Below are 14,752 nucleotides of genomic sequence, written 5' to 3'. Positions count from 1 at the left end.
GGGCGGTCCCCTTCGCGCACGGGACCGCCCTTCGGCGGAGGGTGGGGCGGAAGGATCAGATCTTGGCCCACGCGTCGGTCAGGCTGGTCCGCAGGATCTGCTCGATCTCGTCGAAGGTCGACTGGTCGGAGATCAGCGGCGGGGCCAGCTGCACGACCGGGTCGCCACGGTCGTCGGCGCGGCAGTACAGGCCGTTGTCGAAGAGTGCCTTCGACAGGAAGCCGTAGAGGACGCGCTCCACCTCGTCGTCGTTGAACGACTCCTTGGTGACCTTGTCCTTGACGAGCTCGATGCCGTAGAAGTACCCGTTGCCGCGGACGTCGCCGACGATCGGCAGGTCGCGCAGCTTGTTCAGGGTGCCCAGGAACTTCGACTCGTTGTCGAGCACGTGCTGGTTGAGGCCCTCGCGCTCGAAGATGTCGAGGTTGGCCAGCGCGACGGCCGAGGAGACCGGGTGGCCGCCGAAGGTGTAGCCGTGCAGGAAGGTGTTGTCGCCCTTGTAGAACGGCTCGGCGATGCGGTCCGAGATGATCGTGGCGCCGATCGGGGAGTAGCCCGAGGTCATGCCCTTGGCGCAGGTGATCATGTCGGGCTGGTAGCCGAACTTGTCGGCGCCGAACATGGTGCCCAGGCGGCCGAAGGCGCAGATGACCTCGTCCGAGACCAGCAGCACGTCGTGGCGGTCGCAGATCTCGCGCAGGCGCTGGAAGTACCCGGGCGGCGGTGGGAAGCAGCCGCCGGCGTTCTGCACCGGCTCGACGAAGACGGCGGCGACGGTGTCCGCGCCCTCGAACAGGATGGCCTGCTCGACCTGGTCGGCGCACCAGCGGCCGTACGCCTCGGGGTCGACCGTGCCGTCGGGGCCGGCCAGGTACTCGGGGGCGCGGTAGATGTTGGTGTTCGGGGCCTTGTGGGTGCCCGGCACCAGCGGCTCGAACGGGGCCTTCAGGCCCGGCAGGCCGGTGATGGAGAGGGCGCCCTGCGGGGTGCCGTGGTAGGCGACCGCACGCGAGATGACCTTGTACTTGGTCGGCTTGCCGGTCAGCTTGAAGTACTGCTTGGCGAGCTTCCAGGCGGTCTCGACGGCCTCGCCGCCACCGGTGGAGAAGAAGACCTTGTTCAGGTCGCCCGGGGCGTAGTTGGCCAGGCGCTCGGCCAGCTCGACGGCCTTCGGGTGGGCGTAGCTCCACACCGGGAAGAAGGCGAGCTCCTTGGCCTGCTTGGCGGCAGCCTCGGCGAGCTCCTCGCGGCCGTGGCCGGCCTGCACCACGAACAGGCCGGCGAGGCCGTCGAGGTACTTCCTGCCCTTGTCGTCCCAGACGTAGGTGCCTTCGCCCTTGACGATCGTCGGTACGGGGGAGTTCTCGTACGACGACATGCGGGTGAAGTGCATCCACAGGTGGTCGTAGGCGGTCTTGGAAAGGTCCTTCTGCGCCGGGTCGGCTGTCATCGGGTGCCCCAGGTGTAGGTCTGTTTCCGGAGCTTCAGGTAAACGAAGCTCTCGGTGCTCCGCACGCCGGGAAGCGCGCGGATGCGCTTGTTGATCAGTTCGAGCAGGTGCTCGTCGTCCTCGCAGACCAGTTCGGCCAGGAGGTCGAACGAGCCTGCGGTGCAGACGACGTAGTCGACCTCGTCGAGGGCGGCCAGCGCGTCGGCGACGGGTTCGATGTCGCCTTCGACCCGGATCCCGACCATCGCCTGGCGGGTGAAGCCGACGGTGAGCGGGTCGGTGACGGCGACGATCTGCATCACGCCCTGGTCGAGCAGCTTCTGGACGCGCTGCCGTACGGCTGCCTCGGACAGGCCGACGGCCTTGCCGATGGCGGCGTACGGGCGTCGCCCGTCCTCCTGGAGCTGCTCGATGATCGCCTTGGAGGCGGCGTCGAGGGGAACACTCGCGTTCCGGTCGCGGTTGGCCACGCCGCCACTGTGCCTGATCGGTGCGCGGCATGCAAGCGCGGATGCTGCTGATTTCGTCGTGATCTTGGAAATCACATGCGGATTTCATCGCGCTTCGCCACTTGGCCTGTCGATACCGGCAGTCGTCCGGTTACCCTGGCCTCGTACGCGCGCACCCCCGCGACGGAGGTGCGTGTTCCGCCAAACCAGTGACCGCGCCGCAGCCGGCCCGGCCACTCGGCGCCTTCGTGCTGACCGTGTACCGACGTACCATGGCGCCGGACTCTGCAACGCCGCAGGCCCAGACCGAGGAGAGACCCGTGAGCGACCTTCGTACGCTGCGCAACTACATCAACGGTGAGTTCGTGGACGCGGTGGACGGCCGCACCCTCGACATCGTCGACCCCGCCTCCGGCGAGGTGTACGCGACGTCGCCGCTGTCCGGCGCCGCCGACGTCGATGCGGCCATGGCCTCCGCCGCCGCGGCGTTCCCGGTCTGGCGGGACGCCACCCCGAGCACCCGGCAGAAGCTGCTGCTGAAGATCGCCGACGCCGTCGAGGCGCGGGCCGACGAGATCGTGGACGCCGAGTGTCGCAACACCGGCAAGCCGCGCGGGCTGACCCGCTCGGAGGAGATCGGCCCGATGGTCGACCAGATCCGCTTCTTCGCCGGTGCCGCCCGCCTGCTGGAGGGCAAGGCCGCGGGCGAGTACATGGACGGGATGACCTCGATCGTCCGCCGCGAGCCGGTCGGCGTCTGCGCCCAGGTCGCGCCGTGGAACTACCCGATGATGATGGCCGTGTGGAAGTTCGCGCCGGCCATCGCCGCGGGCAACACCGTCGTGCTGAAGCCCTCCGACACCACCCCGGCCTCCACCGTGCTGCTCGCCGAGATCATCGGCGGCATCCTCAAGGAGCTGGAGCTCCCGGCCGGCGTCTTCAACGTGATCTGCGGCGACCGCGAGACCGGCAAGCTGATGGTCGAGCACCGCACCCCGGCGATGGCCTCCATCACCGGCTCGGTCCGCGCCGGCATCCAGGTCGCCGAGTCCGCGTCCAAGGACGTCAAGCGCGTCCACCTGGAGCTGGGCGGCAAGGCCCCGGTCGTGGTCTTCGAGGACGCCGACATCGCCGAGGCCGTCGAGGGCATCTCGGTGGCGGGCTTCTTCAACGCCGGCCAGGACTGCACCGCCGCCACCCGCGTGCTGGTGCACGAGTCGATCCACGACGCCTTCGTCGAGGCGCTGGCCAAGGCCGCGGCCGAGACCAAGACCGGCGGCGTGGACGACGAGGACGTGCTCTACGGCCCGCTGAACAACGCCAACCAGCTGAAGCAGGTCGCCGGCTTCGTCGACCGCCTCCCGGCGCACGCCAAGGTCGAGGCGGGCGGCCACCAGGTCGGCGAGAAGGGCTACTTCTACGCCCCGACCGTCGTCTCCGGCCTGCAGCAGGACGACGAGATCATCCAGAACGAGGTCTTCGGCCCGGTCATCACCGTGCAGAGGTTCTCCGACGAGGACCAGGCCGTGGACTACGCGAACGGCGTCGAGTTCGCCCTCGCCTCCTCGGTGTGGACCAAGGACCACGCCCGCGCCATGCGGATGTCGCGCCGCCTGGACTTCGGCTGCGTCTGGATCAACACCCACATCCCGCTGGTCGCCGAGATGCCGCACGGCGGCTTCAAGAAGTCCGGCTACGGCAAGGACCTCTCCGCGTACGGCTTCGAGGACTACACCCGCGTCAAGCACGTCATGACCGCGATCTGAGCGTCGGTCCCCGCATGACGGCGACCGCGATCCGAGCGTCGGCCACCGCATGACGGCGATCGGTGCACCGATCGTCGTGTGATCCGACGATGGGCCCGGGTCCCCGTGACCCGGGCCCTGTCGCTTTGCACCCTGTCGGCCGATCGCGTGACCACCTGACAGGATGAAGCTGCACTTCACGGGCCCGACTCCCTAGCCTTGCCAGCATGAGCATCCCCACCGCTGACTCGGCCGCCGGGCAGGCCGTCAAGGCCGCCGACCGCGCGCACGTCTTCCACTCGTGGTCCGCCCAGGCGCTGATCGACCCCCTCGCGGTGGCCGGCGCCGAGGGCTCGTACTTCTGGGACTACGACGGCAACCGCTACCTCGACTTCTCCTCCCAGCTGGTCAACACCAACATCGGGCACCAGCACCCGAAGGTGGTCGCCGCCATCCAGGAGCAGGCCGCCAAGCTCTGCACCATCGCCCCCGGCTTCGCGGTGGAGTCGCGCAGCGAGGCCGCCCGGCTGATCGCCGAGCGGACCCCGGGCGACCTCGACAAGATCTTCTTCACCAACGGCGGCGCCGAGGCGAACGAGAACGCCATCCGGCTGGCCCGGCTGCACACCGGGCGGCAGAAGGTGCTCTCCACCTACCGCTCGTACCACGGCTCCACCGCCAACGCGATCGCGCTGACCGGCGACCCGCGCCGCTGGGCCAACGACACCGGCGTCTCCGGCGTGGTCCACTTCTGGGGCCCGTACGCCTACCGCTCCAACTTCCACGCCGAGAACGAGGCGCAGGAGTGCGAGCGCGCCCTGGCCCACCTGGAGCAGGTGATCGCCTTCGAGGGGCCGGGCACCGTCGCCGCGGTGATCCTGGAGACCGTCGTCGGCACAGCCGGCATCCTGATCCCGCCGCCGGGCTACCTGCCGGGCGTGCGGGAGATCTGCGACCGCTACGGCGTCGTGCTCATCCTGGACGAGGTGATGGCCGGCTTCGGCCGCACCGGCGCCTGGTTCGCCGCCGACCACTGGGACGTCACCCCGGACCTGCTCACCTTCGCCAAGGGCGTCAACTCCGGCTACGTCCCGCTCGGCGGCGTCGCGATCAGTGCCGAGATCGCCGCCACCTTCGACGAGCGGCCGTTCCCCGGCGGCCTCACCTACTCCGGCCACCCGCTGGCCTGCGCCTCCGCCGTGGCGACGATCAACACCATGGCCGAGGAGGGCATCGTCGAGAACGCCCGCCACATCGGCGAGAACGTGCTCGGCCCCGGCCTGCGCGAGCTGGCCGAGCGGCACCCCTCGATCGGCGAGGTCCGCGGCCTCGGCGTGTTCTGGGCGCTGGACCTGGTCAAGGACCGCAGCACCCGCGAGCCCCTGGTGCCGTACAACGCGGCGGGCGCCGCCAACGCGCCGATGGCCGAGCTGGCGGCCGCCTGCAAGCGGCGCGGCCTGTGGCCGTTCGTCAACATGAACCGCTTCCACGTCGTGCCGCCGTGCACCGTCACGGAGGAGGAGGCCAAGGCCGGCCTCGCCGTGCTGGACGAGGTGCTGTCGCTCACCGACGCGCACACCGTCTGACACCCGAGACGCCCGGCACCGGACCGCCCGCGTCGCCGGGCTTCGTCCGCCCGTCCCGCCCGTCCCGCCCGACGGCCCCGGCCCCCGCGCCCGGGGCCGTCGGCGCTCCCCGGGCCGTCCGTCCGCCGTCCGTCCGCCGACCGGTGACGGTCAGCGCCGGACGGCGTCGAGCGCCAGCAGCGCGACGTGCAGCGACAGGCAGGACTCCACCTGGTCGAGGTCCACACCGAGGATCCGCTCGACCTTGTGCAGCCGGTCGTAGAACGACGGCCGGGACAGGTGCGCCGCGTCCGCCGCCGCCGACTTGTTGCGGCCCTGCTCCAGGTAGATCCGCAGCATCTGCACCAGCGTCCCGTTGTGCTCGGCGTCGTACGCCAGCAGCGGGCCCAGCTCGCGCTCCACGTACGTCTGCAGCCGGGCGTCGTCGCGCAGCAGGTGCAGCAGGCCGCGCAGCCGGACGTCCGGCAGCCGGTAGTAGGCGGCGGCCCGCCCGCCCGGGGAGTCGTGCAGCGCCGCGTCGGCGACCTGGGTGGCCTCCAGCAGGGTGCGCCGGGCGTCGCGCACCGAGCCGACCGAGGAGCCCACCGCTATCACCGGCGACGGGGCGGGCCCCGGCTCGCGGTGGCCCTCGGCCATCAGCCGGCGCAGCGCGGCGGCGAAGGCGTCCAGCGCGGTGTGCTCGTCCTGCTGGGTGCCCAGCGCGATCAGCACCCCGACGCCCTCGTCGTCCAGCGCCCCGACCAGCGCGGAGAGCCGCCCGCCCCGGATCGCCCCGGCCGCCAGCTCGGTGAAGTCCCGCAGCCGGGCCTGCGCCTCCAGCGCGGCCGGGATCGGCCCGCGCCGCTGGCGCAGCACCACCCCGACCAGCCGCCGCCCCTCCAGCGGCACCCCCAGCGCCTGGGCGCGCAGCGCGACCTCGGAGACGGTCAGCGCATGGGTCAGGATGCCGGACAGCAGGGTGCGGTGCGTCTGCCGCTCCAGGCTCTCCCGGTCGCGGACCACCAGCCGGTTGAGCGCCAGGGTGGCCGCGCCGCGCTCCAGCAGCATCGCGTGCGGGTGCGCGTCGCCCTCGGGCAGCGGGCCGGGATCCGCCACCAGGACCAGCCGGCCCCAGTCCTGGCCGCGCGCGCCGACCGCCGTCACCAGCCAGCCGCTGCGGGCGTCGTGCCCGGTCCGCCCGCCGGGACGCACCCCGCGCGAGCGCCGCTCCCAGCCCTCCAGCAGCTCGGCCTCCGGACGGCCCGCGGTGTCGTGCGCGAGCACCTGGTGGGCGAGGTTCTCCAGGACGACCGGCGCGCCCGCCATCCGGGCGACCTGGCGGACCACCTCGGCCGGTTCGGCGCCCTCCACGGCCAGCTCGTTGAAGACCTGGTGGACCGCCTCCGAGGTGCGCAACTGCTCCAGCTGGGCGTTGACCACCAGGGCGTGCACGGCCTCGGTGACGGCGACGAAGCGCAGCTCCCGGCGGAGCGCGACCAGCGGCAGCCCGCGCTGCTCCGCGGCGTGCACCAGGGCCCGGGGCAGCGAGTCGAAGTAGCGCCGCCCGAACTCGATGACCAGCCCGGCGACGCCGACCTCGGCCAGCTCGCGGACGTAGCGGGCCAGGCCCTCGCGGTCCTCGGGCAGCGCGATGCCGGTGGTCAGCACCAGCTCGCCGCCCTGCAGCATGCCCGCCACGTCGGGCAGCTCGCTGACGTGGACCCAGCGCACCGGGCGCTCCAGCCGGTCGGCGCCGGCCACCACCACGGGCAGGCCGCGCCGCATCACCTCCAGGTCGAGAACGCGGGCGACGGTGGGGAGCATCGCGGGCCTCCTGGTTCAGAGTGTCAGGTAAATCATCCATCCCGGCGACGAACTGTCGCCCCGGGCGGTGCCTTCCACCCTGTAAGGGCCTGCCCCGCGGGCTTGCCGGAGTGACCCTTGTCACCCCTCCCCGGCAGCGGGCATGGTCAGCGGGTCGGCTGCGGCAGACACACGGGACCACACCCCCGGGATCCGTCGCGTGACCGGAACGCAACAGCGGAATCCCTTGTGAGGGCCCCCGCCGGACTGTCAGGATCGCGCACCGCGGTGATCCGGCCGGAGGGGTCCCCGTACCGCGGCAGCGGCGGCCCGACCGGCCGCCCGCCGGTACGGCCCGGCCCGCCGACACGCTCGACCCGCCGCGGATCGGTGATCCGCACCGCCGCCGCGCGGGCCGCGCAACCACCGGCACATGGAGGAGCACCACGATGGACCTGACCGACTTCGCCGCGGGCGCGCAGTACATCGCCGGCCGTCCGCGCCGCGGCAGCGGCGACCGTGACTTCCAGGTCGTCAACCCGGCCGACGGCAGCGAGGTCCAGCGGATCGACCTCGCCTCCACCGACGACGTGGACGCCGCCGTCCGCGCCGCCCTCGACGCCCTGCCCGCCTGGGCCGGCGCCACCCCCGGCGCCCGCTCCGAGGCGCTCCACCGGCTCACCGCCGTCCTCACCGCGAACGCCGACGAACTCGCCCGGGTGGAGACCGCCCAGACCGGCAAGCCGATCAAGCTCTCCACCGAGTTCGACGTCCCCGGGACGATCGACAACACCGCCTTCTTCGCCGGCGCCGCCCGCCACCTGGAGGGCAGGGCCGCCGGCGAGTACTCCGGCGACCACACCTCGTACGTGCGGCGCGAGCCGATCGGCGTGATCGGCTCGGTCTCGCCCTGGAACTACCCGCTGCAGATGGCCGCCTGGAAGATCCTCCCGGCCATCGCGGCCGGCAACACGATCGTTCTCAAGCCCGCCGAGCTGACCCCGCTGACCTCCCTGATGTTCGCCCGCGCCTGCACCGAGGCCGGCATCCCCGACGGCGTCGTCAACGTCGTCACCGGCACCGGCCGGACCGCCGGCGAGCACCTGGTCGCCCACCCCGGCGTCGCCATGGTCTCCTTCACCGGCTCCACCGCCGTCGGCCGCCGGGTCGCCGAACTCGCCACCGCCGGCGTCAAGCGCACCCACCTCGAACTCGGCGGCAAGGCCCCCTTCGTGGTCTTCGACGACGCCGACCTCGACGCCGCCGTGCACGGCGCCGTCGCCGCCTCGCTGATCAACAGCGGCCAGGACTGCACCGCCGCCACCCGCGCCTACGTCCAGCGCCCGCTGTACGACGCCTTCGTCGCCGGCGTCGCCGAGCTGTACCGCGCCGTCCGCCTCGGCGACCCTCTCGACCCCCGCACCGACCTCGGCCCGCTCGTCTCGTACGCCCACCGCGACCGGGTGGCCGGCTTCGTCGAGCGCGCCCGCGGCTACGCCACCGTCGTCACCGGCGGCGCCCCCGGCCACCAGGGCCACGACGGCACCGACCTCACCCGCGGCGCCTACTACCTGCCGACCCTCGTCACCGACGCCCCGCAGCACAGCGAGGTCGTCCAGGGCGAGATCTTCGGACCCGTCCTCGTCGTCCTGCCCTTCGACAGCGACGAGGAGGGGCTGCGGCTCGCCAACGACACCCCCTACGGCCTCGCCGCCTCCGCCTGGACCACCGGCGTGCACCGCTCGCTGCGCGCCACCCGGGAACTCGCGGCGGGCTGCGTCTGGGTCAACGACCACATCCCGATCATCAGCGAGATGCCCCACGGCGGCAGCAAGGCCTCCGGCTACGGCAAAGACATGTCACAGTACTCGCTCGACGAATACACGCAGGTCAAGCACGTCATGTTCGACACCACCGCGGTGGCGCGCAAGGACTGGCACCGCACCGTGTTCGGCGACAGATGACCCCGTCAGGGGCGCACACCCCCGGCGCCCCTGCCCGACCCCGCCCCAGGAGGCTCCTGCCCATGGCGTTCAACGAGATCACCGACGGTCTGCCGGAACCAGTCCGCAGAGCCTGGGAACGCAGCCTGACCAGCGGCCGGGCCGCGCTCTCCCGGCGCACCGTGCTGCGGGCGGCCGGCCTCGCCGCGGGCGCCGGCTCCCTCGCCGCCTGCGGGATCCCGCCGGCCCGGAGCACCGGCTCGGCCGACTCCACCGCGAACGCCGCCAAGGACCTCTCCGAGACCGAGAAGGTGGTCAACTTCTCCAACTGGCCGCTCTACGTCGACACCGACGAGAACGACCAGGAGAAGCACCCCACCCTGGAGGCCTTCACCGCCGAAACCGGCATCAAGGTCAAGTACACCGAGGACGTCAACGACAACGTCGAGTTCTTCGGCAAGGTCAAGCCGCAGCTCGCCGCCGGCCAGGACACCGGCCGCGACCTGATGGTCCTGACCGACTGGATGGCCGCCCGGCTGATCCGCCTCGGCTGGGCCCAGAAGCTCAACCCGGAGAACGTCACCACCGCCATCACCACCATCGACTCCCGCTTCCGCGCCCCCGACTGGGACCCGGGCCGCCTCTACACCTACCCCTGGTCCGGCATCCAGGTCGTCATCGCCTACAACCGCAAGGCCACCAAGGGCAAGGAGGTCACCAGCGTCTCCCAGCTGCTCGACGACCCCGACCTCAAGGGCCGCGTCACCTTCCTCTCCGAGATGCGCGACACCGTCGGCATCACCCTGCTCGACATGGGCAAGAGCCCGGCCAAGTTCACCGCCGACGACTTCAACGCGGCCATCGCCCGGCTCCAGAAGGGCGTCGACAGCAAGCAGATCCGCCGCTTCACCGGCAACGACTACGGCCAGGAGCTCTCCTCCGGCGACATCGCCGCCTGCGTCGCCTGGGGCGGCGACCTCATCCAGCTCAAGGCCGACAACCCCGACATCGAGTTCGTCATCCCCGAGAAGGGCTACGTCTCCTCCTCCGACGTGCTGCTGATCCCGGCCAAGGCCCAGCACAAGGCCAACGCCGAGAAGCTCATCGACTTCTACTACCAGCCGAAGATCGCCGCGCAGCTCACCGCCGGCATCGGCTTCGTCTCCGCCGTCACCGGCATGAAGGAGGAACTCGCCGCGCTCGACCCCGAGACCGCCGAGAACCCCCTGGTCGTCCCCAGCCCCGAGATGGCCGCCAAGGCGCACGTGTTCCGCAGCCTCACCGAGAGCGAGGAGAGCGACTTCGAGGAGAAGTTCTCCAAGCTCATCGGCGCCTGACCCCGCGCGCCCCGACCCGACGGCAGAGACCAGGAAGAACCCCATGACAGACCAGCAGCACCCCGCGGCCACCGGCGGCGACGTCCGCCTCACCGGCATCGGCAAGACCTACGGCTCCTTCACCGCCGTGCACCCGCTCGACCTGACCGTCCCCCAGGGCTCCTTCTTCGCCCTCCTCGGCGCCTCCGGCTGCGGCAAGACCACCACCCTGCGCATGATCGCCGGACTGGAGGAGCCCACCACCGGCACCGTCGTCATCGGCGACCAGGACGTCACCGCCCTCCCCCCGTACAAGCGGCCGGTGAACACCGTCTTCCAGAGCTACGCGCTCTTCCCCCACCTCGACATCTTCGAGAACGTCGCCTTCGGCCTGCGCCGCCGCGGCCGCAAGGACGTCAAGAAGCAGGTCGACGACATGCTCGACCTCGTCGAACTCGGCCCCTACGCCCGCCGCAAGCCCCACCAGCTCTCCGGCGGCCAGCAGCAGCGCGTCGCCGTCGCCCGCGCCCTCATCAACCACCCCCAGGTCCTCCTCCTCGACGAACCCCTCGGCGCCCTCGACCTCAAGCTGCGCCGCCAGATGCAGCTGGAGCTCAAGCGCATCCAGACCGAGGTCGGCATCACCTTCGTCCACGTCACCCACGACCAGGAGGAGGCCATGACCATGGCCGACACCATCGCGGTGATGAACGGCGGCCGGGTCGAACAGCTCGGCGCCCCCGCCGACCTCTACGAGAACCCCGCCACCACCTTCGTGGCCAACTTCCTCGGCCAGTCCAACCTGCTGCCCGCCGAGGTCACCGGCCGCGACGGCGACGACCTGCTGCTCACCGTCGGCGGCGTCCGCCTCGCCGTCCCCCGGGCCCGCTGCGCCACCGACGCCACCAAGGTCCACCTCGGCGTGCGCCCCGAGAAGATCACCATCGAGCACGGCACCGCCGAGGCCGCGGAGGGCCGCAACCGGCTCACCGGCACCGTCCTCGACTCCAGCTTCATCGGCGTCTCCACCCAGTACGTGGTGCGCACCGACGCCGGCCAGGAGGTCACGGTCTTCGAGCAGAACATGGAGCGCGACGCCCGGATCGTCCCCGGCGCCCCCGTCGTCCTGCACTGGAACCCCGCCCACTCCTTCGCCCTCGACGCCACCCAGGCCATCGACGCCGGCACCGGGGAGGACGCGGCATGACCACCACCACCCCCGCCGCGCCGCCCGAGGTGATACCCCTGCCCGAACGGAGGCCGAGGCGCCGGCTCACCCCGTACTGGCTGCTGCTGCCCGGCATCGCCTGGCTGCTGGTCTTCTTCGCCGTGCCGATGGTCTACCAGGCCTCCACCTCGCTGCAGACCGGCTCGCTGGAGGAGGGCTTCCGGGTCACCTGGCACGTCGCCACCTACTGGGACGCCCTGGTCGACTACTGGCCGAACTTCCTGCGCTCGTTCCTCTACGCCGGCACCGCCACCGTGCTCTGCCTGGCCATCGGCTACCCGCTCGCGTACACCATCGCTTTCAAGGCGAGCAAGCGCTGGCGCAACGTCATCCTCATCCTGGTGATCGCGCCGTTCTTCACCAGCTTCCTGATCCGCACCCTCGCCTGGAAGACCATCCTCTCCGACGGCGGACCGGTCGTCGGCGCCCTCAATGCGCTGCACGTCCTCGACATCACCAGCGCCCTCGACCTGACCTCCGGCGACCGGGTGCTCGCCACCCCGCTCGCGGTCATCTGCGGCCTCACGTACAACTTCCTGCCGTTCATGATCCTGCCGCTCTACACCTCGCTGGAACGGATCGACCCCCGCCTGCACGAGGCCGCCGGCGACCTCTACGCCCGCCCGTTCACCACCTTCCGCAAGGTGACCTTCCCGATCTCGCTGCCCGGCGTGGTCGCGGGCACGCTGCTCACCTTCATCCCGGCCTCCGGCGACTACATCAACGCCCAGCTGCTGGGCTCCCCGAGCGAGCAGATGGTCGGCAACGCCATCCAGAAGCAGTTCCTGAACGTGCTCGACTACCCGACGGCCGCCGCGCTGAGCTTCATCCTGATGGCCCTGATCCTGGGCATGGTGACGGTCTACATGCGCAAGGCCGGGACGGAGGAACTGGTCTGATGTCCCGAGTGATCAAGTGGATCCGCGCCCACCTGGTGGTCCTGGCCGGCCTGCTGGCCCTCGCCTACCTGGTCCTGCCCAACCTGGTGGTGCTCGCCTTCTCCTTCAACAAGCCGGTCGGCAAGTTCAACTACGAGTGGAACGAGTTCTCCACCGACGCCTGGACCGACCCCTGCGGCGTCGCCGACATGTGCCAGTCGCTGTCGCTCAGCCTGCAGATCGCCTTCGCCGCCACGATCGGCGCCACCGTGCTCGGCACCATGGTCGCCTTCGCGCTGGCCCGCTACCGCTTCCGCGGCCGGGGCGCCGTCAGCGCGATGATCTTCCTGCCGATGGCCATGCCCGAGGTGGTCATGGCCGCCTCGCTCGGCACGCTCTTCCTCAACATGCGGATCCCCTTCGGCTACACCACGATCCTCATCGCCCACGTCATGTTCTGCCTGAGCTTCGTGGTGACCGCCGTCAAGGCCCGCGTGATGAGCATGGACCCCCGGCTCGAACAGGCCGCCCAGGACCTCTACGCGACCCCCGCGCAGACCTTCCTGCGCATCACCCTGCCCATCGCCGCCCCCGGCATCGCCGCAGGCGCGCTGCTCAGCTTCGCGCTCTCCTTCGACGACTTCATCATCACCCAGTTCAACTCGGGACCGGCCGTGACCTTCCCGATGTTCGTCTGGGGCGCCTCGCAGCGCGGCATCCCGGTCCAGGTGAACGTCATCGGCACCGCGATGTTCATCGCCGCCGTCGCGCTGACCGTGGCCGGGCAGTGGCTCGGCAACCGCCGCAAGCCCGCCGCCTGACGCACCACCACGTCATCGCCTATGTGCAGAAAGTGGCTGATAATGCATGGACTCCGCCCGCGCGCTCAGTGACGCCAGTCCCACCCCCTTCTGGCTGGAGGACCCGGGCCGGCCGCAGGCCGAACCCGCCCTCGTCGGAGAGGCCCGCTGCGACCTGCTGGTCGTCGGCGGCGGCTACTCCGGCCTCTGGACCGCGCTCCTCGCCAAGGAGCGCGACCCCTCGACCGACGTCGTCCTGGTCGAGGGCCACGAAGTGGGGTGGGCGGCCTCCGGGCGCAACGGCGGGTTCTGCGCCGCCAGCCTCACCCACGGATTCGGCAACGGCCTGCAGCGCTGGCCCGCCGAACTCGCCCAGCTGGAACGCCTCGGTGCCGTCAACCTCGACGGCATCGAGGCCTCCCTCCAGCGCTACGGCATCGACGCCGAATGGGAGCGCACCGGCGGGATCGACATCGCCACCCAGCCCCACCAGCTCGCCGAACTCCGCGAGATCGCCCGGGCCGTCTCCCCGTACGGCACCGAACTCACCGTCCTCGACGCCGACGCGCTGCGCGCCCAGGTCGACTCGCCCACCTTCCTCGGCGGCGTCTGGGACAAGCGCGGCGTGGCCATGCTCCACCCCGCCAAGCTCGCCTGGGGCCTCAAGGCCGCCTGCCTCGCCCGGGGCGTGCGGATCTTCGAACGCACCCGCGCCCTCGACCTGCGCGAGTACGGCAGCGGCATGGCCGTCCGCACCCCCTACGGCCGGGTCTTCGCCCGCCGCGTCGCCCTCGGCACCAACGTCTTCCCCTCCCTGGTCAAGCGCGTCCGCCCGTACATCGTCCCGGTCTACGACTACGCGCTGACCAGCGAACCGCTCGGCCCCGAGCAGCTCGACGCCATCGGCTGGCGCGGCCGCCAGGGACTCAGCGACACCGCCAACAAGTTCCACTACTTCCGGCTCACCGCCGACAACCGCATCCTCTGGGGCGGCTACGACGCCGTCTACCACTACGGCGGCCACGTCCGCGGCGAGTACGACCAGCGGCCGGAGACGTTCGGGAAGCTCGCCGGCAACTTCTTCCGCTGCTTCCCCCAGCTGGAGGGGCTGCGCTTCACCCACGCCTGGGGCGGCGCCATCGACACCTGCAGCCGGTTCTCCGCCTTCTTCGACACCGCCCACCGCGGCCGGGTCGCCTACGCCGTCGGGTTCACCGGCCTCGGCGTCGGCGCCACCCGCTTCGGCGCCGAGGTCATGCTCGACCTGCTCGCCGGGGCCCGCACCGAGCGCACCGACCTGGAGATGGTCCGCCGCAAGCCCCTGCCGTTCCCGCCCGAACCCGTGCGCTGGGCCGGCATCGGGCTCACCCAGTGGTCCCTGGACCGCTCCGACCGCCGCCTCGGCCACCGCAACCTCTGGCTGCGGACCCTCGACCGGCTGGGGCTGGGCTTCGACAGCTGACCTGCCGGCCGCATCCGTCTGACCTGCCGGGCGCAACCCACGGCCGCAGCGCCCGCGGATGGGGCCCACCCCGGGAATAGAGTCCCCCCCGCCACCACAACCAGGGGGCGGCG

At 71.4% G+C, this 14,752-nt stretch carries 11 protein-coding genes; 8 read left to right on the top strand and 3 right to left on the bottom strand.

The annotated features are described in order from the left end of the window. Positions 1 to 55 precede the first annotated feature (55 nt). Together ACWGB8_RS34620 and ACWGB8_RS34615 are read right to left on the bottom strand one after the other, a co-directional pair. The gene (locus ACWGB8_RS34620; RefSeq protein ID WP_452217632.1) at positions 56 to 1,450 is read right to left on the bottom strand and encodes an aspartate aminotransferase family protein; all 1,395 of its coding nucleotides are present in this window, start codon (positions 1,448 to 1,450) and stop codon (positions 56 to 58) included. After that, the gene (locus tag ACWGB8_RS34615) at positions 1,447 to 1,920 is read right to left on the bottom strand and encodes an Lrp/AsnC family transcriptional regulator (protein WP_030243538.1); all 474 of its coding nucleotides are present in this window, start codon (positions 1,918 to 1,920) and stop codon (positions 1,447 to 1,449) included. The genes ACWGB8_RS34620 and ACWGB8_RS34615 overlap by 4 nt, the downstream gene beginning before the upstream one ends. Before the next feature lie 251 nt (positions 1,921 to 2,171). Here ACWGB8_RS34615 and ACWGB8_RS34610 point away from each other — a divergent pair, with 251 nt between their 5' ends. Together ACWGB8_RS34610 and ACWGB8_RS34605 are read left to right on the top strand one after the other, a co-directional pair. Next, positions 2,172 to 3,665 (top strand): gamma-aminobutyraldehyde dehydrogenase, encoded by a 1,494-nt coding sequence (locus ACWGB8_RS34610; RefSeq protein WP_452217631.1) that lies wholly within the window; start codon positions 2,172 to 2,174, stop codon positions 3,663 to 3,665. Between the two features lie 206 nt (positions 3,666 to 3,871). Further along, entirely contained in the window at positions 3,872 to 5,230 is a 1,359-nt protein-coding gene (locus ACWGB8_RS34605) for an aminotransferase class III-fold pyridoxal phosphate-dependent enzyme (protein ID WP_452217630.1), read from the top strand. A 150-nt stretch (positions 5,231 to 5,380) separates the two neighbouring features. Here ACWGB8_RS34605 and ACWGB8_RS34600 read toward each other — a convergent pair whose 3' ends face one another. Next, a complete protein-coding gene (locus tag ACWGB8_RS34600; RefSeq protein WP_452217629.1) occupies positions 5,381 to 7,033 on the bottom strand; it encodes a PucR family transcriptional regulator in 1,653 nt (550 codons plus the stop codon). A 428-nt stretch (positions 7,034 to 7,461) separates the two neighbouring features. Between ACWGB8_RS34600 and ACWGB8_RS34595 the strand changes: the two genes are divergently transcribed. The 6 genes from ACWGB8_RS34595 to ACWGB8_RS34570 all read left to right on the top strand — a co-directional run bounded on the left by ACWGB8_RS34595 (position 7,462) and on the right by ACWGB8_RS34570 (position 14,639). Beyond that, positions 7,462 to 8,976 carry a gamma-aminobutyraldehyde dehydrogenase gene (locus ACWGB8_RS34595; protein ID WP_452217628.1) on the top strand — a complete coding sequence of 505 codons (1,515 nt, stop codon included), beginning with the start codon at positions 7,462 to 7,464 and terminating at the stop codon, positions 8,974 to 8,976. A gap of 62 nt (positions 8,977 to 9,038) precedes the next feature. Next, positions 9,039 to 10,292, top strand: coding sequence for a polyamine ABC transporter substrate-binding protein (locus ACWGB8_RS34590; protein ID WP_452217627.1), 1,254 nt, complete (start codon positions 9,039 to 9,041; stop codon positions 10,290 to 10,292). A 43-nt stretch (positions 10,293 to 10,335) separates the two neighbouring features. Beyond that, entirely contained in the window at positions 10,336 to 11,478 is a 1,143-nt protein-coding gene (locus ACWGB8_RS34585; protein WP_452217626.1) for an ABC transporter ATP-binding protein, read from the top strand. Beyond that, positions 11,475 to 12,398, top strand: coding sequence for an ABC transporter permease (locus ACWGB8_RS34580; RefSeq protein ID WP_452217625.1), 924 nt, complete (start codon positions 11,475 to 11,477; stop codon positions 12,396 to 12,398). Before ACWGB8_RS34585 ends, ACWGB8_RS34580 begins: the two co-directional genes overlap by 4 nt. Further along, entirely contained in the window at positions 12,398 to 13,198 is an 801-nt protein-coding gene (locus tag ACWGB8_RS34575; RefSeq protein ID WP_452217624.1) for an ABC transporter permease, read from the top strand. Before ACWGB8_RS34580 ends, ACWGB8_RS34575 begins: the two co-directional genes overlap by 1 nt. A gap of 46 nt (positions 13,199 to 13,244) precedes the next feature. Next, the gene (locus ACWGB8_RS34570) at positions 13,245 to 14,639 is read left to right on the top strand and encodes an NAD(P)/FAD-dependent oxidoreductase (protein WP_452217623.1); all 1,395 of its coding nucleotides are present in this window, start codon (positions 13,245 to 13,247) and stop codon (positions 14,637 to 14,639) included. Positions 14,640 to 14,752: the final 113 nt, after the last annotated feature.

The sequence above is a fragment of the Kitasatospora sp. NPDC054939 genome, assembly GCF_053610105.1.
The sequence above is the reverse complement of the archived record's forward strand: the minus strand, read 5'-3'. Positions and strand labels throughout refer to the sequence as shown.